Annotated in this window: 20 protein-coding genes and 1 other RNA gene; 16 read left to right on the top strand and 5 right to left on the bottom strand. The window is 43.9% G+C overall.

Features of this window, described 5'->3' with window-relative positions; translation table 11 throughout:
* Window positions 1-196: 196 nt before the first annotated feature.
* Together BLT07_RS15195 and ppk1 are read left to right on the top strand one after the other, a co-directional pair.
* Window positions 197-682 (top strand): SixA phosphatase family protein, encoded by a 486-nt coding sequence (locus BLT07_RS15195; protein WP_091870814.1) that lies wholly within the window; start codon window positions 197-199, stop codon window positions 680-682.
* Window positions 683-2767 (top strand): polyphosphate kinase 1, encoded by a 2085-nt coding sequence (gene ppk1, locus BLT07_RS15200; protein ID WP_091870818.1) that lies wholly within the window; start codon window positions 683-685, stop codon window positions 2765-2767.
* Between the two features lie 31 nt (window positions 2768-2798).
* Here the strand turns inward: ppk1 and miaE are convergent, their stop codons facing one another.
* On the bottom strand, window positions 2799-3380 hold the full coding sequence (gene miaE, locus BLT07_RS15205) for a MiaE family protein (RefSeq protein ID WP_091870823.1): 582 nt from the start codon (window positions 3378-3380) through the stop codon (window positions 2799-2801).
* Between the two features lie 404 nt (window positions 3381-3784).
* Here miaE and BLT07_RS15210 point away from each other — a divergent pair, with 404 nt between their 5' ends.
* The 7 genes from BLT07_RS15210 (at window position 3785) to BLT07_RS15240 (ending at window position 11138) form a co-directional block, all read left to right on the top strand.
* Window positions 3785-4642, top strand: a complete 858-nt coding sequence (locus BLT07_RS15210; protein ID WP_139205155.1) for an EboA domain-containing protein — start codon at window positions 3785-3787, stop codon at window positions 4640-4642.
* 155 nt (window positions 4643-4797) lie between these two features.
* Window positions 4798-5706, top strand: coding sequence for a TatD family hydrolase (locus BLT07_RS15215; RefSeq protein WP_091870832.1), 909 nt, complete (start codon window positions 4798-4800; stop codon window positions 5704-5706).
* On the top strand, window positions 5707-6606 hold the full coding sequence (eboC, locus tag BLT07_RS15220) for a UbiA-like protein EboC (RefSeq protein ID WP_091870836.1): 900 nt from the start codon (window positions 5707-5709) through the stop codon (window positions 6604-6606).
* 11 nt (window positions 6607-6617) lie between these two features.
* Entirely contained in the window at window positions 6618-7781 is a 1164-nt protein-coding gene (locus BLT07_RS15225) for a 3-dehydroquinate synthase (RefSeq protein ID WP_217633326.1), read from the top strand.
* Between the two features lies 1 nt (window position 7782).
* A complete protein-coding gene (gene eboE, locus BLT07_RS15230) occupies window positions 7783-8991 on the top strand; it encodes a metabolite traffic protein EboE (RefSeq protein WP_091870839.1) in 1209 nt (402 codons plus the stop codon).
* Window positions 8992-9003: 12 nt separating this feature from the next.
* On the top strand, window positions 9004-10377 hold the full coding sequence (locus BLT07_RS15235) for an alkaline phosphatase family protein (protein WP_091870843.1): 1374 nt from the start codon (window positions 9004-9006) through the stop codon (window positions 10375-10377).
* A gap of 386 nt (window positions 10378-10763) precedes the next feature.
* The gene (locus BLT07_RS15240) at window positions 10764-11138 is read left to right on the top strand and encodes a transmembrane 220 family protein (protein WP_091870846.1); all 375 of its coding nucleotides are present in this window, start codon (window positions 10764-10766) and stop codon (window positions 11136-11138) included.
* Between the two features lie 102 nt (window positions 11139-11240).
* Here BLT07_RS15240 and dnaX read toward each other — a convergent pair whose 3' ends face one another.
* Entirely contained in the window at window positions 11241-13256 is a 2016-nt protein-coding gene (gene dnaX / locus BLT07_RS15245) for a DNA polymerase III subunit gamma/tau (protein ID WP_091871081.1), read from the bottom strand.
* A 99-nt stretch (window positions 13257-13355) separates the two neighbouring features.
* On the opposite strand from dnaX, the gene rnpB reads away from it, so the two are divergent.
* Window positions 13356-13725, top strand: an RNA gene (rnpB, locus tag BLT07_RS15250) — RNase P RNA component class A.
* A gap of 88 nt (window positions 13726-13813) precedes the next feature.
* Here rnpB and BLT07_RS15255 read toward each other — a convergent pair.
* The 3 genes from BLT07_RS15255 to BLT07_RS15265 are packed head-to-tail and all read right to left on the bottom strand — an operon-like array spanning window position 13814 to window position 15880.
* Window positions 13814-14353 carry an RsmD family RNA methyltransferase gene (locus BLT07_RS15255; RefSeq protein ID WP_091870850.1) on the bottom strand — a complete coding sequence of 180 codons (540 nt, stop codon included), beginning with the start codon at window positions 14351-14353 and terminating at the stop codon, window positions 13814-13816.
* Window positions 14353-15213, bottom strand: a complete 861-nt coding sequence (locus BLT07_RS15260) for a DUF3822 family protein (RefSeq protein WP_245726570.1) — start codon at window positions 15211-15213, stop codon at window positions 14353-14355. The genes BLT07_RS15255 and BLT07_RS15260 overlap by 1 nt, the downstream gene beginning before the upstream one ends.
* 13 nt (window positions 15214-15226) lie before the next feature.
* A complete protein-coding gene (locus tag BLT07_RS15265) occupies window positions 15227-15880 on the bottom strand; it encodes a hypothetical protein (RefSeq protein ID WP_091870854.1) in 654 nt (217 codons plus the stop codon).
* A 163-nt stretch (window positions 15881-16043) separates the two neighbouring features.
* On the opposite strand from BLT07_RS15265, the gene BLT07_RS15270 reads away from it, so the two are divergent.
* From BLT07_RS15270 to BLT07_RS15295, 6 genes are all read left to right on the top strand, one after another.
* Window positions 16044-17483, top strand: coding sequence for an ATP-dependent DNA helicase (locus tag BLT07_RS15270; protein ID WP_091870859.1), 1440 nt, complete (start codon window positions 16044-16046; stop codon window positions 17481-17483).
* Window positions 17484-17496: 13 nt separating this feature from the next.
* Window positions 17497-18069 (top strand): DUF4126 domain-containing protein, encoded by a 573-nt coding sequence (locus BLT07_RS15275; RefSeq protein ID WP_091870862.1) that lies wholly within the window; start codon window positions 17497-17499, stop codon window positions 18067-18069.
* Between the two features lie 85 nt (window positions 18070-18154).
* Window positions 18155-18868, top strand: coding sequence for a 3-deoxy-manno-octulosonate cytidylyltransferase (kdsB, locus tag BLT07_RS15280; protein WP_175455352.1), 714 nt, complete (start codon window positions 18155-18157; stop codon window positions 18866-18868).
* Window positions 18859-19560, top strand: a complete 702-nt coding sequence (locus BLT07_RS15285; RefSeq protein WP_091870869.1) for an HAD family hydrolase — start codon at window positions 18859-18861, stop codon at window positions 19558-19560. Before kdsB ends, BLT07_RS15285 begins: the two co-directional genes overlap by 10 nt.
* A gap of 4 nt (window positions 19561-19564) precedes the next feature.
* Complete coding sequence (locus tag BLT07_RS15290) at window positions 19565-20695, top strand: iron-containing alcohol dehydrogenase family protein (RefSeq protein WP_245726571.1); 1131 nt, start codon at window positions 19565-19567, stop codon at window positions 20693-20695.
* An 85-nt stretch (window positions 20696-20780) separates the two neighbouring features.
* The gene (locus tag BLT07_RS15295; RefSeq protein ID WP_091870875.1) at window positions 20781-21326 is read left to right on the top strand and encodes a 1-acyl-sn-glycerol-3-phosphate acyltransferase; all 546 of its coding nucleotides are present in this window, start codon (window positions 20781-20783) and stop codon (window positions 21324-21326) included.
* Window positions 21327-21931: the final 605 nt, after the last annotated feature.

The following is a 21931-nucleotide window of genomic DNA, read 5'->3' on the forward strand; positions in this document are numbered from 1 at the left end:
GAAGCTGTGGCAGTAGCAGTTAGCAGTATTAAGAGGATAGCAAATAGTTAAAAGTAGTCAGTAAACAGTGAAAAGTTAACAGTTTTAATGAAAAGGGGTCAGTATCCTGAAAATCATACTTTTCTTAAACCCATAAACCCATAAACCCATAAACCCATAAACCCATAAACTTATAATCTCATAAACTTTTTTCCCAATGAAAACACTGATTCTAGTACGCCACGGCAAATCATCATGGGACTATTCCGTAGACGATAAAGACCGACCGCTTCAAGAAAGGGGAATCAATGACGGGCATTTGGTTTCCAAAAAGTTTGCATCGCAAGATATTGCGATAGATGCGGTTTTTTCCAGTCCCGCAAACAGGGCCTTACACACCTGCATGATTTTTTTGCGGCAACTGAACTTCCCTTTCGTAAAGTTCCAGGTCACCAATGACTTATATGATTTTTCCGGGGAAAGTGTGCTGAAATTTGTGAAAAAGCTGGACGACCGTTTCGATACTGTCCTAATTTTTGGCCACAACGATGCCTTTACGAACGTTGCCAATTCCTTGGGAAATTCCTATATTGACAGCGTATCCACTACGGGCCTGGTACAGCTCGATTTCGAAGTGAAAAATTGGGCGTCGGTGACAAAGGGAATAACAACTCGAACCATTTTCCCAAAAGACTTAAAGTAAATGATCAAATCAAAAAATTTATACGTCAACCGAGAGATCAGTTGGCTGCAATTCAATGCGAGAGTACTTCAGGAATGCACTGATAAAAACGTTCCGTTGATAGAACGACTTCGTTTTTTGGGAATATTCTCCAACAACCTCGATGAGTTTTTCAAGGTACGCTATGCCACGGTAAAGCGTATCGTCGATGCCGGTAAAACAGGAAAAAGCGTGCTAGGCGGGGAAAAGGCCAAAGATCTGCTGGAAGAAATCACTAAAATTGCGATACAACAACAGAGCAAAAGTGTCGAGGTACTTAAAAAGGTCGAAAAAGAGCTGGAAGAACAGAATATATTTCTGTTGAACGAAACCGAACTCTCCGAACGACAAGGGGAATTCGTCAAGGATTATTTTATACAAAAAGTGAGCCCCCAGCTCATGACCATCATCTTGAACGACTTGGCGGAATTCCCTATGTTAAAGGATACGGCCGCCTACCTAGCCATTAAAATGGTCTTGAAGAGCGATGACCGCACCCGACAGACCTATGAAAAACGGGAGAAACGGTATGCGCTCATCGAAATCCCTAAGGGTATAGACCGTTTTGTCGAATTACCCAAGGAAGGCGATAAAAGTTTTATTATTATTTTGGATGATGTTATCCGTTATTGCTTGGATAGTGTCTTCCCTATGTTCGACTACAAGTCCATTTCCGCCCACATGATCAAGATTACCCGTGATGCGGAACTGGATATCGACAATGACCTGAGCAAAAGTTTTATCGAAAAAATCCATTCGAGCGTCGAACATCGGAAAATAAGTGATCCGGTACGTTTTGTCTATGACAAGGCCATCGAAAAGGATACTTTGGAATTTCTCAAGGGAAAGATGAAGGTCGAGGATACCGATAGCATCATCCCGGGGGGAAGGTACCATAATAAAAGAGACTACATGGGCTTCCCCAGTCTGGGCAGAACCGATTTGATGTACGATAAAATTACGCCGTTAGGTGTAAAGGGTCTTAGCTTGGAAGGAAGCCTCCTCGAAAAAATCGCCGAAAAGGATTACCTGCAATATACGCCATACCATACCTTTTCGTATGTCATTAAATTTTTAAGGGAAGCTGCACTTGACCCTAAAGTAAAAGCCATCAAGATAACCGTTTATCGTTTGGCGAATGATTCACAAGTCGCGGCTTGCCTTTCCAATGCCGTAAAGAACGGAAAACAGGTCACCTTGCAGATTGAGTTGCGTGCAAGGTTTGACGAACAGGCCAATATCCGGTATGCAGAAGAGCTACAGGCAGAAGGGGTAAAGTTGATATTTGGCGTCCCGGGCTTGAAAGTACATAGCAAAATATGCCTTATAGAACGCGAGGAAAACGATGAAATTAAGCGCTACGGATTTATCAGTACGGGTAATTTTAACGAATCAACTGCACGAATATATACCGATTATACCCTATTTACCGCCCATGAACCGATTTTAAAAGAACTCAACAAAGTATTCGATTTCTTCGAGACCACCTACAAAATCAACAAGTATAAACATTTGGTGGTCTCTCCGCACTACACCCAAAAATTCTTCAAAAAACTGATAGCTACCGAAATCGAAAACGCCAAAGCGGGCAAGGAGGCTTATATAAAGATTAAGATGAATAGTCTTACCTCGTATAAAATGATAGATAAGCTCTATGACGCCAGTAATGCCGGAGTCAAGATTCAGTTGATGATCAGGGGAATCTGTTGTTTAGTGCCCGGTGTGAAGGGCATGAGCCAAAATATAGAGGCCTTAAGCGTCGTGGATAAATTTTTGGAACATCCACGGGTGTTTATTTTTTGCAACGGTGGTGATACAAAGGTTTTTATTTCCTCTGCCGATTTTATGACACGTAATCTAGTCAATAGGGTCGAAGTGGGCTGTCCCATTTATGATGAGGATGTCAAGCAAGAACTTCTAGACACCTTCGAAATTTCCTGGAGCGATAATGTCAAGGCCCGCGTGCTCAACAAGTCTCGAAACAACGCCTATCGAAAAAACGACAAACCGAAACTACGATCCCAATTCGCTATGTATGATTATTATTTAGATAAGCTTGATAGTTAGGGGCAGCCTCAAAAAGGGTATACCTTAATTTTTATCCGTGAATGGTTTCTTTCGTGCCAAGATCTTTCATAATCGAGGCTTCATTTTCAAGAAGAGCTTCCCATTTCCGATCCACTTCTTGCCGGTCACCATACTGTCTGGCAAATTTCAGGAACATGGTGTAATGACCGGCCTCGCTGATCATCAGTTTATGGTAGAAGTCGGCCAGTTCTTTGTCTTTTAATTCTTCGGAAAGCAACCGAAAGCGTTCACAGCTACGTGCTTCTATTAGGGCAGCGTACAAAAGCCGATGCACCAATTGTGTAGATCGGCTACCCCCTTTCGGAAAGAATTTCAGCAGTTCAACAACATACAAATCCTTTCTATCCCTTCCTAAAGTTTGACCCCGTGCGATGATTCGGTCGTGCACCATTTTAAAATGCCCCATTTCCTCACGGGCCAGTGCCGTCATTTCGCTCACCAACTCCGTGTACTCCGGAAAACCCACGATCAAAGAGATTGCCGTACTCGCCGCTTTCTGCTCACAATAGGCATGATCCGTTAAGATTTCATCAATATTCTTTTCTACGATATTCACCCATCGCGGATCGGTCGGGAGTTTTAGGCCTAGCATTTAATTTTTGTTTTTGTAAAAATAAGGATTGAATTTGACATTTGATTTTGAACTTGTATTTGAGCCCCGATATTTAGGGTTTGTCCGGAAATAAACGGCACAGCTTCTACCGGTTTCTTACCTCACCAACTGGGTTGAGAATGTTCAGCGTAGCTACTGCGATGCATTGCCTTCGACCCAACTCGCCCACGATTTTCGTTGTGTCGTGCCATGTCGGTAACCCAAATACCGGTCTATAAAACAAGCACTTTATTTTAGGACAGACCCTTAACAAGAATTTGTAAAGCCAAAATAACCCGTTTCCCTTTATAATAATTAAATTTGTTAAAAGATACCATAAAAAGACCGTCATAATTTTCATTTGTAGGCCTCTGCCACAGAAATGAATGGTAAAAAAAACACCTATGAGATTTACCGAGACTAAGGAATTGAGATCGATAGTGTACGAAACTTTGGATCATTCTATAACTGATTGGATCGAAGAGAAATTGAATACCATTATCTCCAACGAATCGGCCAAAGATCTATACTTGGCTTATAGCCTTTTAGCTCATAAAATTAATTCAGATAAGTTACTGGTTGTAAAAAATTTAGAAAATCTTAAATTAAGTAAATATTTAAGTATTCAAAATACGAGCACCTTACAATTGGTTCGAATATATCTACTTTCGAAAGTGCTAGAAGAAAACGGTGGATATTTTCAGTCCAAAGTAGCTAATCTGATTCAAGTAGCGGACAAGGCAGAAATGGAAACTTTTCTCAAATTCTTGATTTTGTTGCCCAATCCTGAGAACTACAAGCAGGCGGCCGTAGAAGCCTTGCGAACGAACATTGCAACGGTCTTCAATGCGATAAGTGCCAATAATCCCTATCCTTCGGCATATTTTAATGACCAGGAATGGAATCAGATGTATTTGAAAGCCGCTTTTATGCAACAGGACCTCTCCCGTATTTTGGACATCGATAAACGGGCAAATGCGGAATTGACCCGTATCATTTCCGATTACGCACATGAGCGGTGGGCGGCATCCCGTGATGTGGATCCTTATTTTTGGAGACCGGTCGGCGGTTTTTTGGATGAGGGCCTCCTGAAAGACATGAAGCGCTTGCTGCAAAGTGATAATCCTGTCGAAAATCGGGCAGGAGCATTGTGCTGTTTTAAATCGGACGCATCCAACGCAAAGGCCTTACTCGATGAATACCCCAATTTACGGGAAGCAGTGGCCCAAGGAAAATTCAATTGGGCGAATATAAAACAGTAATAATGGCAAGGCTAAAAACCAATAACCATACAAATTAGACCTGGCTGGCTATTTGACGTCAGTATATAGTTATGGGTATTGATTGACTAGTAATAAGTTATCCATTTATTTTTAAATAAATACTTTAGATAAAATTCGAATTGTAAAATACTACTATGGAAGATAAAATGATGTTTATAGACCCTCATGTACATATGACCTCACGGACTACCGATGATTACGAGGCCATGGCGGCTGCAGGTATTGTAGCGCTGATAGAACCTTCTTTTTGGTTGGGCCAACCGCGTACCCAGGTCGGATCTTTTCAAGATTACTATAGTAGCTTGGTCGGTTGGGAACCTTTTCGAGCGAGTCAGTTTGGCATTCATCACTATTGCACTATTGGACTGAATTCCAAAGAGGCCAATAATGAAGCCTTGGCGGAACAGGTAATCGAGTTGTTGCCGCTATACTTGCACAAAGAAAATGTGGTCGCCGTGGGGGAAATAGGTTATGATGACCAAACCCCGGCGGAGGATAAATATTTTCGGATGCAACTCGATATGGCGAAGGAACTTGACATGGTGGTGCAAGTACACACGCCCCATCGCGATAAAAGGGCAGGCACGTTAAAAAGTATGGAAGTCTGTCTTGAACACGGACTGGATCCTTCAAAGGTGGTCATCGACCATAATAACGAAGAAACGGTAAAAGATGTACTGGATAGAGGATTTATTGCTGCCTTTACCATTTATCCTAAAACCAAGATGGGAAACGAACGTATGGTGGCCGTAGTAGAAAAATACGGTAGTACCAATATCATCGTCGATAGCTCGGCAGATTGGGGCGTAAGTGACCCTTTGGCCGTTCCAAAAACAGCTTCTTTGATGTTGAAAAGAGGTATTGCCAAAGCTGATGTCATAAAGACTTGCTATCAAAATGCCCTCGATATTTTCGGCAACAACGGGAAGATGAAAGAATCGGATTGGCTGAATCCTACAGGCATCAACCAAGCCCAATTGTTCAATGACAATAGTGTACTTCGCGGTCAAAAGCCTAGGGTCGATACTGATCAGATCAAGTAAATGGTGCAAAAACTCCTTGGCTATGCCCGATTGGCACGCCCGGCCAACCTGCCCACCGCCGCAGCCGATATTTTGACGGGGGTGGCGGTGGTTGGCATTTTTTCGAGCTCCGATAAATATGTTTCCATGACGGTGCCTGGCATTGACATCCTATCCCTTGTGTTTGCCTCTGTTTTTCTTTATGCGGGAGGCGTCATTTTGAACGATGTTTTCGATTATAGAATCGATGCCGTCGAACGGCCCGAACGTCCAATTCCGAGTGGACTCATTCCTTTAAAATGGGCGGCGATTTACGGTATTGTAGTTTTGTTAATGGGAATCGTGCTGGCGTTTTTGGTAAATAACTGGTCAGGTCAGTTGGCGATTGCTTTGGCCGCATGCATCGTTCTTTACGATGCCGTAGCCAAGAAATATGATTTTTTCGGTCCCTTGACTATGGGTATTTGCCGGGGGTTCAATTTAATGCTGGGGATGTCTATTTTGGGTGCATTAGGATATTGGTGGATGGCCGCAATTCCTATCGTTTACATTTTTGCTATCACCTTGATCAGTAGGGGCGAGGTGCATGGTGACAATAAAAACCATATCGTTTTGGCGGGCGTTCTCTATGCCACCGTTATCTCTGCCGTGCTAATTTTGGCCTTTTTGTATACGGAAAGCATAGTATTCCCAATATTGTTTTTGGTGCTCTTCTCGATATTGGTTTTTCGGCCATTGATAAAGGCCCATTCGGAGAATTCTCCGCAAAATATTAAAAAAGCGGTGATGGCTGGCGTACTGTCGTTGGTCGTGCTCGATGCGTCGATAGCCGTTTCCTTTTCGACGTGGTGGTACGGATTGCTTATCTTGGCACTGCTACCAATTTCCAAGGCTTTGTCGAAACTATTTGCCGTGACTTAAAAAAACAAGAGATGTTCAAACCTATAGAACAAGAATTTCAAGTATCCTATCGCTATACACTACACTCCACGAAAGGGCTGTTCGATTTGGGAAATGATTTGTTTAAAAGCATTATCGAAGAATACAAGCAAAACAGTCGTGTAAAGCTGCTTTTCGTCATTGACGATGGGGTGGCGAATGCCCATACCGATTTGCTTAAAAATATAGTTTCCTATTGCGAAAAATACAGCTACATCCTTTCACATACCCAAAGTATCGTGGTCAAGGGAGGTGAGCAAAGCAAGAATAGCGATGGCAACGTTGGCGAAATCCTTAAGGCAATCAACGAAAATGCCATCTGCAGGCATTCCTTTGTGGTGGTTATTGGCGGTGGCGCCGTGATCGATATGGCGGGTTATGCCGCGGCGATTGCGCATCGGGGCGTAAAGTTGATCCGTATACCCACCACGGTACTTTCGCAGAACGACTCCGCCGTAGGGGTCAAGAACAGTATCAACGCCTTTGGGAAAAAGAACTTTTTGGGGACCTTCGCGCCTCCTTACTCCATTATCAATGATAGTGAATTCTTGAGCACCCTTGAGCAACGGGATTGGATTGCCGGTATCGCCGAGGCGCTTAAAGTGGCGCTTATCAAAGATGTGGGATTTTTCGAGTATCTGGAAAAACATGCTGAAAAATTAAGGGAAAGAGACCATGAGGCCATGCAGTACACCATCTACAAATGTGCCGAAATACACATGCAACATATCTCGCAAGGCGGTGACCCTTTTGAAAGTGGTTCCTCGCGACCTTTGGATTTCGGACATTGGTCCGCCCATAAGCTAGAACACATGACCGGTTATAGCCTACGCCATGGTGAGGCAGTGGCAAAGGGTATCGTCTTGGATGTTACCTATGCCCATATGATCGGATTGATTTCCGAAAGCGAGCTGGATCGAATTATCCGTGTTTTTGAGGCTATCGGTTTTGATCTACATTTTCCTGTGGAATCCGAAGCTGAAATCAACCGTTTATTAAATGGAATCGAGGAATTTAGGGAGCATCTCGGTGGACAGCTGACCATAACCCTGATTTCCGGAATCGGTAAAAAGCATGACGTTCACAAAATCGATAACTTTCTTATGAAAAAAGCGTTACAAAGCGTCAATAAAACAAGTAATTCAAAAATTCTCTAGTGTGCGAATCTCTAACAATTCTCATCTAACTTATTGCACGAACATCCATCCCGGACAGGATTGGATAACCACGTTCGACAGCCTAAAAACAAATGTTCCCAAAATAAAATCCCGGGTTTCCAAGGATAAACCTTTCGGATTGGGACTGCGCCTATCCAACAAAGCCAGTGAAGAATTGGGGTTGGGGGAAAAGCTGTCGGATTTCCGAAAATGGCTGTCCGACAACGACGTTTATGTGTTTACGATGAACGGTTTTCCCTATGGAAATTTCCACAACGAGCGGGTAAAAGATCGGGTGCATGCGCCGGATTGGACCACGGATGAACGGGTGACCTATTCGAAACGCCTTTTCGATCAACTTTCCGCCCTTTTACCGAATGGTATGGAAGGCGGAATTTCAACCTCCCCTATAAGCTACAAATATTGGCATTCATCGGATGATGCCACGAAAAAAGCCTTCACCAAGGGCGCTGAAAATCTAACAGGAATTATTCTTTATTTGTACCATCTGGAAGCTAAAACGGGAAAGTACCTGCATTTGGATATCGAACCCGAACCCGACGGGATGCTGGAAAACAGTGACGAAGTAATCCAATTTTTTGCGGGGTATCTATTGCCTATCGCCAAGCCCATCCTTAAAAATACCTTAGGGAAGAATGATGCGGAGGTCGTAGCGCTCATCCACAGATATATTACCGTATGTTATGATATCTGCCATTTTTCGCTTGCCTTTGAAGAACCTGAGGCGACTTTTGCGAAGTTTTCCGAGGCGGGCATCAAGGTTGGAAAGATTCAGGTAAGCGCCGCTTTGAAAATACTTTCAGATTCCAGTGGAAACGATGCCGATGGCAACGATACCATTTGGGAGGCTTTGTCACAATTCGACGAGCCAACCTATCTGCATCAGGTCACCGAGAAAGTAGAGGGAAAGGTCTTGACCTATAACGATTTACCAATTATCTTAAAGAACAGAAAACCATTCAAAGAATTGCGGGCGCATTTTCATGTCCCCATCTTTTTGGAACAATTCGGAGTACTCCATTCCACTCAGGATCATATTTTAAAAGTAATCGAATATTTGAAAAGCAACGTAGTATCCCAACATTTGGAAATCGAAACCTATACTTGGGATGTGCTTCCGACTGCGCTTAAAAGGGATATTTCGGAATCTATCATACGGGAAATCGAATGGTTTACCGATACCCTTTAGAACGTCTTAGAAATGAAAAAAACAGTAGTGATAAATGTAGTGGGTTTGACCCAACGACTAATCGGAGAGCATACCCCCTTTATCGAATCCTTTTTGAAAAAGGGGAAATCCGCCTACATCCATCCCGTGGTACCGGCCGTTACGTGCTCCGCGCAGTCCACGTATCTGACCGGCACACTACCTTCGGAACACGGTATCGTCGGCAATGGATGGTATTTTAAGGATGAATGCGAGGTAAAATTCTGGCGGCAATCCAACAAATTGGTACAATCGGAAAAGATTTGGGAGAAATTGCAGAAGATGGATCCGCACTTTACCTGCGCCAATCTCTTTTGGTGGTACAATATGTATTCCACCGCAGATTTTGCAGTAACCCCACGGCCCAATTATTTGGCCGATGGGCGCAAGATACCCGATATTTATTCCCATCCCGCGGAATTACGGGATACCCTACAGACGGAATTGGGACAGTTTCCGCTGTTCAATTTTTGGGGTCCTAAAACCTCCATCAAAGCTAGTAAATGGATAGCGGATGCCGCCATACGCACCGATCAAATCCACAATCCGACCCTATCACTGGTGTATCTGCCCCATTTGGATTACAACCTGCAACGCCATGGCATCGATTTTCAGAAAATAAAAAAAGATCTTAAGGATATCGATGCTGTTGTACAGGAACTGGTCGAACATTTCCAAAAGCGGGATACGAACATCATATTGTTATCCGAATACGGAATCACCGACGTTAAAAACCCCATTCATTTAAATCGGATTTTGCGTTCAAAGGGCTTTTTGGCGATTCGTGTGGAAAGGGGATTGGAATTATTGGATGCCGGCGCCAGTCGTGCATTTGCGGTGGCCGACCACCAGATTGCCCATGTGTATCTGAACGACCCATCTGCAAAATTGGAGGTAAAAGCTTTGCTCGAAACAGTTTCGGGCGTAGAAAAAGTGCTTTCCGGGGAAGAGATTAGGGCAGCAGGCCTGAACCACGATCGCTGCGGCGACCTAGTGCTGCTTGCAGATGCGGATTCATGGTTTACCTATTATTTCTGGTTTGATGATGCCAAGGCTCCCGATTATGCCCGAATGGTCGATATCCATAAAAAACCAGGTTACGATCCGGTCGAGATGATGACCGACCCGAAAGATTCTATGGTAATGGCCAAAGTAGGGGGGAAACTGCTAAAAAAGAAATTAGGTTTTAGAACCGTTTTGGACATTATCCCCTTGGATGCCACCCTGATAAAAGGTTCGCACGGGCGTGTTCCGGAAGACAAGGCCGATTATCCCATTTTTATCTCCAATGATACCACAGCCGATTTCAAGGATGAAATCGAAGCAACCGATGTTTTTGGTATTTTGGAGGGGCATATTGTGAAATAAGTTTATACAAAGGCTATTCTTAGTAACGCTTAGTTTATTGGTGTAGGAAAACTGCTGTTACGTTAAAAAGCGTTCCATCTGCGATTTCTACAATGAGTAAGTGTATTCAAAGGGTTTTATCATTTTTCGATTTGAAATAGCTTGAGAGTTTTTAGACAACCCTCAAAATTTCAATTTTTACAATTATCTGTATATCGGCATTTTAAAAATTAATGCGCTGTATACATACTACAAATGAGCCAATCTCTATATTTTAACACAACAGAACTAGTTTAGGAATTCAAATGTATAAATAGAGCAGTTTAAAGGTCAGATTGGACAAATCATCCAGAGGACCAATTAGAACAAGCAAATAATACACAGTCCATACAGAGTATAGTAATACTATGAAAACTTTCTTCAAAATCTTCGCCGTTATTTTCGCAGTTTTGTTTGTATGGGCAGTCGTATTACAGTACAACGACCCCGACGCCTTGCTCTGGTATGTCATTTACGGATTGGCAGCATTGGGATCGGTAGTCTTCACTTTCGGTCGCTTGAACCTTATGATTGCCACCCTGTTATGCGTTACCTATCTGGTCGGGGGCTTCCTATCTTGGCCTGAAACCTTTGAAGGTTTTGAAATCGGCGCAGGTGATATCGTAAACGTTGAACGTGGCCGAGAGGCTTGTGGGTTGCTCATTGTAGCCAGTGTGTTTTTAGTATACGCGCTGCGGATTCGATACAAAAGTAAACGCTTTGAAAATTTTAGGAAACATTAGAAAATTGCAGCTCTAAGTTCGATTTAAAGTAAACTGAAGGGGCGCTTAAGGCAAAAGACGAATTGGATCATGCGACGATTTTAGGTAATATAGCACGAGATATCACAAATCCAAATCAAACGTCTGTCGCAGCAAATCAATAGCGGGATTTTTCTCCCGTAACTTTTCGTACTTTTCCTCGGGAGTGAAGGCGTATTTCTTGGCGGTATCTTCGTTTACGGTAATTCGAAGGGATATAAAGTGATTTTTTAACTGGTGCTTGAGATAGACCATCAGGTCGTACTGTTCCCTTTCTACCTCTTTTTTCATGGTATCGTTGGGCAGTTCGATCCAAATAGTGGTTTCGTCGAACATTTTGGGGACATCGGTGGTCAGGCTCGAGGCTAATATTTTCTGGCCATCGCTATCAATTTTTTCTACGAATTCCGCCCAATGCTTTTGCATCTGTTCTTGGGTGAATGCCTCATTGGGCAATTGACTTTCATCGATTTCTTCTCCCTTTTTCGAGAGTTGATGCTCTTTTTTGGCCTTTAGACTTGAAATGGACAGTGCCGAAACCCGCTTGGAAGCAAGATCTAGCTGTATTTTTTTTTGCGAGTCCGGTTTTTTGATTTCTGTTTTTAAGGGGGATTCCGCAACTTGGGTCTCTGTCGTATTGACCGCAACTTCGATGTCGTGTTCTTTTTTATCCACACGCTGTCTTTCTGGCCCATCGACGTTTATTTCGACGTCGTTTTCCTGTTCCCCCGTAATTTTTGTCCGAGCCTCATTGACACGTATTCGCGAATCATTTTCCAATGCTTCCGCAGCATCCTTCACCAATTTACCGCTAGCGATATCCGTGTTTTTTTTCTGGGGTGCTGCAATAGGATTGGGGGAGTGGGCCACCGGAATCGCTACATTTTTTTGATCGGTTTCTACCTCGGAACCTGAGGCTTGAATATCGCTTGCCGGTTTCGAATCTGAATGCGCCCCTTTTCGATCCTTAAAATAGGAAGCCGGAACAATAGCATTAACCCCAGAATCGTCAGATGCTACGGATTCAGGATTTTTTTTTTGCCCATCGAAGTCGATAGAGGCTAGTTTCATCAGCGTAAGCTCTACTAAAAGCCGCTGGTTTTTGCTGGTCCTGTATTTAAGGTCACAATCGTTGGCCAGATCCAAAGCCTTCAAAAGAAAGGGATTGGCGGTCTTTTTAGACTGCTCTAAATAATGTGCTTTGGCCGTATCGCCCACTTCAAGCAAGGCTATGGTGGCCTGATGTTGGCAAACCATGAGGTCGCGGAAATGCGAAGCGAGTCCGCTTATAAAATGGTGGCCGTCGAATCCTAGGGACAGGGTCTTGTTAAAAAGTAATAATAGTTCGGGAATGTTATGCTGCAAAATAAGATCGGTCGCGGAAAAATAGGTGTCGTAATCGAGTACGTTTAGGTTTTCGGTGACCGCTTTTCGGGTGAGCTGTTTTCCTGAAAAACTGACGACCCGGTCAAATATAGAAAGTGCATCACGCATGGCACCGTCCGCCTTTTGGGCGATGATATGTAGGGCATCGTCCTCGGCATCTACGCCTTGTTCCTTGGCGATGTATTTCAGGTATTCTGCCGCATCCTTGACGGTAATCCTCTTAAAGTCAAATATTTGGCAACGAGACAAAATCGTCGGGATAATCTTATGCTTCTCGGTAGTGGCCAAGATAAAAATGGCATGTTTCGGCGGCTCTTCCAAGGTCTTTAAGAAGGCATTGAATGCGGCTTGGGAGAGCATGTGCACCTCGTCTATGATGTATACCTTGTACTTACCCACTTGTGGGGGTATCCTGACTTGGTCGGTCAGGTTACGGATATCGTCGACGGAGTTGTTCGAGGCCGCATCGAGCTCAAAAATATTGAAGGCAAAATCCTCATCCTTTTGCTCGGTGCCGTCCTGATTGATCTGTTTGGCCAAGATTCGGGCACACGTAGTCTTGCCTACCCCACGTGGCCCACAGAACAATAGCGCCTGGGCCAGATGATGGTTTTCGATCGCATTGGTCAGGGTATTGGTAATGGCTTCTTGGCCCACAACATCCTTAAAGGTCTGGGGCCTGTATTTCCGTGCCGATACGATGAAGTGTTCCACTGGGCTTGTTTGTTGCAAATATAAAAATAGCAAGCCTTCTACATGGGTATTTCAACGGGATTAAATCCTTTTTTATCAACAATTCGGCTACCTTTGTCCAAAGCAGGCCACTCTATCGCTTTATGCTGAACTTGTTTTAGCGCCTTCCGATTGAGATGGGTCCCGAATCAAGTTCGGGGTGAAGAGGAAAGTCCGGACACCACAGTGCGGCATAGCGGGTAACACCCGTCTCCCGGTGTTACATCGGGACGGACCAGTGCAACAGAAAGAATGTACAGGTTATGCTGTAGTGAAACCAGGTAAACTCTATGCGGTGAAACGTCATGTAAATCGGTGTTTGAGGGCTGCACGTCCGAGCCGAAGGGTAGGCGGTAAGAGCTTTTGGGTAACTGAAAGCCTAGATAAATGATAGGGAGACCCTGAAATTGTTTCAGGGTATACAGAATCCGGCTTATGGCCTGCTTATTTATAAAATTCCAAGCACCAAATTCCAAGCACCAAAATCTAAAACACCTTTATGGTTCCACACAGGTTTTATCCTATCCATTCAAAAACCCCTAGGTCTTATTAAAAAAACTAAAAGCACTCCCCCCATACTTTCGTTTTTCGCTAAAGTGATCGAGTGGAGACAGATCTATCCGGCTGGTATGTTCGATAATCAGAGTGCCGTTTTCCAATAGCAGATTCCGCTGGAATACCAATCTCACCACTTTCTCGAAATCCTCTTCGGCCATATTGTAGAACGGGTCGGCAAAAATAATATCCGCTTGGGCAGTGGATTTTTCCAAATAGTCGAAAACATCCTTTTTAAACGTTGTAATACCCAAGTCCATTTCCTTCGAAATACGATCTATAAAACGGATGCATCCCGAATCGGCATCCACGGCCGTGATATGTTCCGTACCTCTTGAGGCAAATTCATAACTGATGTTGCCCGTACCCGCAAAGAGGTCGATGATCGAAATATCCGCAAAATAATAGCGATTGTTCAAGATGTTGAAAAGGGCCTCTTTGGCCATGTCCGTTGTAGGACGTACCGGCAGGTTTTTGGGTGCCAAAATACGTTTACTCTTGTATCGACCGGATATAATGCGCATTACAGGGCGTTTAATACGGTGAAATCAATGCTTTCTTCATGTGGACTGGTCAAAGAATGATCAACGGCGTAAGGAGAGAAAATGGCCACGTTGCGTATATACTGGTAGCATAGCTCATAGATGTCGTCATCTTCATCGATATCACCGAAAAGTTTAACGGTAACGGATGCGGTATCAAGTTGTAACTGCTCTAAGGTAAAGAGTAGATAGTACAGAAAATCTTCTTTGGTGACGAAACTGAAATTATTGTACAGCAGTAATTTATTTTGTGCGATGATGGTGACATCCATTTGTCCTTCGAAAACATACACGTAGCAAATCGGTTCTTTGCCATGGGCCTTGGATTGTTCCCCCAGACGACGCTGCCCTTCCGGTAACTGAATCGTTTGGTTACCTAGAAGTTTGTGCCGGTTAAGTAATGATTCAACCATTACGGTGCCGTGATGTTTGAAGGTAAACGCCCCGAAAAGTCCATAGATATAGTTATTGATGTTTACAAATGGAACATATACATTGACAAGACCGAAAGCATCTATTTCATCGTAGGCTATATGATCGTTGACCAGTATCTTGGTGTTGAACTTCACATAATTGGCCAATTCATCGGGATCAAAAAATGGCTGGGGTACGAACCCGAACAGATTGTTCCGGTGTACCGCTACAACTTCCGAAAATTGGCCTTGATCTATTTTATGTTGCTGAAAAAGCTGCTTTACCCGTTTAAGAAGGGCATAGGGAGTAAGCTGTTTCACGAAAACCACGTTTTCGGTCTGGATAACGGTATTCGCCGGAGTATCCAGAATACAAAAAGAAAGTCCATTCAAGCTAACCTGAATGGACAATTTAGTATGATTTTCCACGGATGTCTACCTATTACTGTTGATCTCCTCTTCCGTCATAGATAGGTGGCCAATTTCCGCTGGTACTGACTTCGGAAAGTGATCCGACCTTTATCCAGTTGCCGTTCACTTCGTCCACCCCGATTTGGGAGTTTTCGTTATCCAAAAGGGCTTTTGGCTGATCGTACAGCACCACCTTTTTTTCGACCTTCGCCTCGAACACTTGAGCTTGAAAGCCACTTTTATTAAGTGTGTTGGCCTCCATTTGAAATTCTGCATCACCTTCAGCGGCAGGCACTTTGGCCAAGTTTTTATAGCGTCCGTCTTCCCCAAAGAGAGAATCCTTGACGGAAACCGTACCCAGGGTATCGATGAGCCTGACTTCTTTCAACATATCGATTTGATAGGTCTTGTCATATTCCATATACGATGAATCCCTTTGTTGGGTAATGGTATAGTTTGCCGTGTCGATAAACTTGATCAAACTGGGGAAATCTTTGGCGTATCTTCGGTTGACCGTTTTGTACGCTTCTTGCGCCGAACGGATATCCTTTAGTTTTGCGATGACCTGAGCATAACGTTCCTGTTTGACTTCGTTAAAACGGATGGGTCCTGTAACGGATTGATAGATAAGATAGCCCAAGCCTATACAAACTATCCAAAGTACGATTTGAATTACGGTTTTCATTTCTTAGTGTTATTTAATTTAGTGGTTAAGAGCCTACGCCGTAAAATCGGGACGCAGAATTCGTTTATCCTCATATAATTTACAATAGCCTCTAACACAAATCTACAATTTTTTTTCAATCGTAAAAGTTTTTCTCCTAAAAATACTGATTATCTTTGAACCTATGGCTGCTCTTACCGATGCTTCGTTCTTTAAACTACTGTTAGAAAAATTCCCCCATGAACCTACTCTAAAGCAATCGGTCGCACTACAAAATTTTGCGGGCTATATACTTTCCAAGGATACCGATAAGGTATTTTTGTTAAAGGGATTTGCAGGTACCGGAAAAACAACTTTGGTCGGTACCTTGGTCAACAGTCTCTGGAAAACGACCCAAAAGTCCGTTTTGATGGCACCAACGGGAAGGGCCGCCAAAGTCATGGCGAACTACGCTAAAAAACAGGCGTTTACCATTCACCGAAAAATATATTTTCCTAAAAAACAGCGGGGCGGGGCCATACATTTTGAGTTGGCGCCCAACAAGCACCGCGATACTATTTTTATTGTGGATGAGGCCTCGATGATTCCCGATGCGCCGAGCGATTCAAAACTTTTCGGGAACGGTTCACTGCTGGATGACCTTATATTCTATGTGTACTCCGGTCATAACTGTAAACTGATCTTGATAGGGGATACCGCGCAATTACCTCCCGTGCATTTGAATTTGAGTCCTGCCTTGGATGCCGATAAATTAAGCCTGAACTATAATAAGGAAGTCATCAAACTGGAATTGGACGAGGTGGTGCGCCAAGCGGAAGATTCAGGAATATTGGTCAACGCGACGCTACTTAGAGAGCAATTGCAAAACGGATTTTGCGATGCTTTCCAGTTCGATGTCGATCCGTTCAAGGATATCGTCAGGTTGGTAGACGGTTATGAAATACAGGAAGCAATCGATTCTTCCTACTCGGAAAACGGGAAGGAGGAGACCGCATTTATAGTCCGTTCGAACAAAAGGGCGAACCTGTATAACGAGAGCATCCGCAGTCGGATTCTGTTTCTGGAAAACGAACTCGCCGTTGGCGATTATATGATGGTCGTCAAGAACAATTATTTTTGGCTCGAACCGAAATCCGAAGCCGGATTTATAGCCAATGGGGATATTATCGAGGTACTCGAAATCTTCGCCATCAAGAATCTATACGGGTTCCGTTTTGCGGAAGTCCTCGTAAAAATGGTCGATTATCCCAACCAAAAACCCTTGGAGACCGTCTTGCTATTGGACACCGTAACCGCCGTTACTGCCTCATTGTCTTACGAAGACGGCAACCGATTGTACCAAGAAGTGATGATGGACTACGCCGAGGAGAAATCCAAATATAAAAAATTCCAATCCGTAAAGAACAACAAGTATTTCAATGCCCTGCAGGTAAAATTCTCGTACGCCATAACCTGCCATAAATCACAAGGCGGCCAGTGGGATACCGTTTTCGTGGAGCAACCCTATTTGCCCAACGGTGTGGACAAAGAATACCTGCGCTGGCTCTACACCGCGGTCACCCGCGCCAAAAAACAGTTGTACCTGATCGGATTTAAGAGCGATTTTTTTGTTGGCGGGGAATAAAGTAAATTCGTGTATGACTTCCGAAACCATAATCAGCATTTTCTTGGGCATAGGCCTGTCCGCCTCAGTAGGCTTTCGCGTCTTTCTTCCCCTGTTCGCGTTGAGCTTGGCCTCGTATGTCGGATTATGGGATTTGAACGATAGCTGGCAATGGATTGGGAGTCTTGCTGCGATCATTGCCCTGGGCGTTGCTACCATTGTTGAAATTTTTGCCTATTTTATTCCTTGGATCGACCATCTTTTAGATAGTTTTGCAGTGCCATTGGCGGCCATAGCAGGTACGGCGGTCATGGTATCGACGGTAGCCAACCTCGATCCGGTAGTCACGTGGTCGCTAGCTATCATCGCAGGTGGCGGCACGGCGACCGCTATAAAGGGTGCCAACGCCGCGGGCAGGGTAGCCTCGACCGCCACGACAGGGGGTTTGGCCAACCCCCTGGTTTCCACCGTGGAGACCGGCACGGCCGTAGTAGTCACCGTAGCCTCTATTTTTGCGCCTATAGTTGCTGCCCTATTCGTCATTATTATCCTTTTTATAATTTTCAGCATATATAGGAAGATCAGACCAAGGATGAGTAAAGAGTGAACCCCTGTTGTAAGCGTAGTCGAAGAATTGAATCACAGACAATCAATAGTATTTAATCAATAATTTCCCAGTGAAAATAATCGCCATGATACCCGCCCGCTACGCGGCGTCCCGCTTTCCGGCCAAGTTGATGCAAGACCTTTCTGGCAAACCCGTAATTTTGCGTACTTACGAAGCTGCAGTCAAAACTGGGCTTTTCGACTCGGTCTATGTGGTCACCGACAGTCCCGTAATTTTCGATACGATTACCGAAGCCGGGGGAAAAGCCTTGATAAGCCATAAGGAACATGAATGCGGCAGCGACCGTATCGCCGAGGCCGTAGCGGATATGGAGGTCGACATCATCGTCAATGTACAGGGCGACGAACCTTTTACCGACCGTGAGAGCTTGACCGGGGTTTTAGAGGTGTTCCGCAGCGATCCAGATCAAGAAATCGACTTAGCTTCCCTCATGGTTAAGATTACCGATAGGGAAGAAATCGAAAATCCAAATACAGTAAAGGTTATCGTCGACAACCGTAATTTCGCCCTCTACTTTTCACGTTCGCCGATTCCCTATCCCCGAAATCAAGAAATTGAGGCTATCTATTATAAACACAAGGGCATCTACGCCTTCCGGAAAAGGGCGTTGATGGATTTTCAACGTTTGCCGATGCTTTCGTTGGAAGCCACGGAAAAGATTGAGGCCATTCGGTATCTCGAATATGGCAAAAAGATAAAAATGGTAGAGACGAACGTTTCAGGTATAGAAATCGATACCCCCGAGGACCTTAAAAGGGCACAACAGGCATGGAAGTAGATTTCAGCGCGATACAGGTTATCGGTTTCGATGCCGATGATACCCTATGGGTCAATGAAACCTATTTTAGGGATACCGAAGAGGCCTTCGCGGCCCTTTTGGAAGATTATGAGACCAAGAACAAGATCGATCAGGAACTGTTTAGGAAAGAAATCAAAAATTTGGAAATCTATGGTTATGGTGTAAAGGGATTTGTGTTGTCCATGGTAGAATCCGCCCTCGAAATTTCGAACAACCAGGTTTCGCAGGTAACGATTTCCGAAATATTGAATCTGGGCAAAAAAATGTTGGAACAACCGGTGGAATTGTTGCAGGGGGTGCCAGAGGTTTTACGGAAGTTGAAGCACAAATATCGTTTGATCGTTTTGACCAAAGGGGATTTACTGGATCAAGAACGGAAATTGGAGCGTTCCGGTCTATCCGAATATTTTCATCATGTGGAGGTTTTAAGCGACAAGAAAGAAGAAAACTACATACATTTGCTAAACCATTTGCAGATTGATGTTAAGGAGTTTTTAATGATCGGCAATTCCCTGAAATCCGATGTTCTTCCCTTGCTCGGTATTGGGGCACAGGCGGTACACGTTCCCTTTCATACCACTTGGAAGCATGAAGAAGTATCCATGAAGGAAAATGGCTACAATTATTTAAAAATTAGTAGATTGCAGGATATACTGGCCTATTTGAAGTAAATATATGGAGTTAAAAAGAGATATTGCCGCAAGACCACAAGTTGTCAATAGCGTCAAAAACCAGTTTAGAAACTTCCCGATGGTACCTCGAGTGGTATTCGGTAGAGGATGTTTCGATCAGTTGGGAGACATCCTGATTTCTAGACGACAACATTCCGATGCTCCTTTTATTTTTTTGGTGGATGACGTTTTTGAGGGGACGGAATTAGTTCAGAGAATCCCTCGAATTTTTAACGACCAGCTTATTTTTATCTCCGCTGATCGGGAGCCTCGGACAGCACAGGTGGATGCGCTTGTAAAAAAAATCCAAAATGATTTTGATGACGTTCCTTCCGGTATCGTGGGTATTGGAGGCGGAACTTTACTAGATCTGTCCAAAGCGGTCGCTATCATGTTGACCAATACCGGAAGGGCTGACGAGTACCAGGGCTGGGACTTGGTGAATAAACCTTCGCTCTATCACGCAGGCATACCCACAATCAGCGGTACGGGGGCGGAAGTATCAAGGACTACGGTGCTGTTGGGGCCCGATAAAAAATTGGGTATCAATTCCGATTACACCACGTTCGACCAAGTAGTACTGGATCCGGATTTGACCCAGGGTGTCTGCAAGTCACAATGGTTCTACACGGGTATGGATTGCTTTATTCACTGTATCGAATCCCTCAAGGGCACCTATCTCAATGCCTTCAGCCAAAGTTATGGGGAAAAAGCCTTAGAGCTCTGTAAGGAAGTATTTTTAGAAGAGCTTGAACCGGCGGAATCCCGCGATAAGTTGATGATGGCCTCTTGGCATGGCGGTATGAGCATCGCCTATTCCCAAGTGGGGGTGGCGCATGCCATGAGCTATGGCCTTGGTTTTCTGCTGGGGGTAAGGCACGGTATCGGCAATTGCCTCGTATTCCAACATTTGGAGGAATTTTATCCCGAAGGTGTAGCCTTGTTTGACAAGATGCGCCAAAAGCACCATATCGAATTGCCTACAGGAATCTGTGCCAACCTTGATGACAACGAGTTCGATACCATGATTTCTGTCGCCATGGGCATGGTCCCCCTATGGGAAAATGCCCTGGGTAAGGATTGGCGTAAAGTCATTACGTCCGAGAAATTGGAAGCTATTTACCGGAAGATATAGGTCTCCAGTACTTGTGTTGGCTCCCGTTTGTAAAGACTGTTCAAGTAACCATTTTAGAACCGCTTATAATCCTTAACCATTCCTAGTGCAAAAACTGGCCCGATTTATCTACTTCAAACTGCTGGGCTGGAAGGTTGTCGGCACCTTTCCCGGCCATCTTGATAAATTCGTAATCATAGTCGTTCCCCACACCAGCTGGGTCGATTTTTTTCTCGCTCTTCTTATTCGGAAAGTCTGGAACGAGCAGATCAACTTTATTGGTAAAAAAAGCCTCTTCGATTCCCCTTTCGGATGGTTTTTTCGATGGACGGGCGGCACTCCCATAGATCGTAGCAAGAGTAGTGATACAGTTACCGCTACGGCAAAAATTTTTAAGAGAAAAGATAAATTCCGCTTGGCCTTGTCTCCCGAGGGCACTCGTAAGAAAGTGGACCAATGGAAGACGGGATTCTACTTTATCGCCAAGACTGCCGAGGTACCTATCGTGATGGTAGCCTTCGATTTTGGTGAAAAGCAAATCAAGGTTTCTGAACCTTATTATACTACGCTTGACAAGGAAACCGATTTCAAAATTTACAAGGCTTTTTTTAAGGGGGTAGTGGGAAAAAAAACGGCTAAAACTAGTTTTTAAATGAATTCAACACCTTTGTCATTTAAACAATTCGTCTAGAGTTGTTTTTTACTTCCTTTTTTCAGATTTTACATGCTTGTTTTGTCCTTGTGGCGCAATGTGGCTAATGACGTCCTGCTCAAATAAGCCTTTGAGGGCACAAAATCCAAAAACCTCGGTTCGAAAATACAACTCAAGACAAGTTCAAATTCCCAGATTCCATATTTCGGCCAGCTCGTAAATAGGGTTTTGGTTTTTCCGAGTATACTGAAATGAGGAAACTCCTTAAAAATTCTGATTTAGACCCTTTGGTATCGGGCAATATACGGCAGAATCTTAAATAGAGGCAGTTCCTTAAAAATCGCTAGACTCATAAATTTTCGTGTGTCGGAACTCGATGACAAATACTTGACTCCCTTGTTTTTATACCATAAAATCCATTCCACTTGAAAGGATAGGCTTAAGTCAATTGTAGGAGTATCTTACAGTAGACTAACGTATTGAAAACTAATCTCTTTTTGACAGAATGACCAGTTTAGAACAATCGTGCATTTTATCGATCTAATATAGAATTTAGTCGATTTTAAATTTTCTTTTAACGGCATCGAAGCAAAAAGGACCATATT

This window comes from Pricia antarctica (assembly GCF_900101815.1).
Lineage (GTDB): Bacteria > Bacteroidota > Bacteroidia > Flavobacteriales > Flavobacteriaceae > Pricia > Pricia antarctica.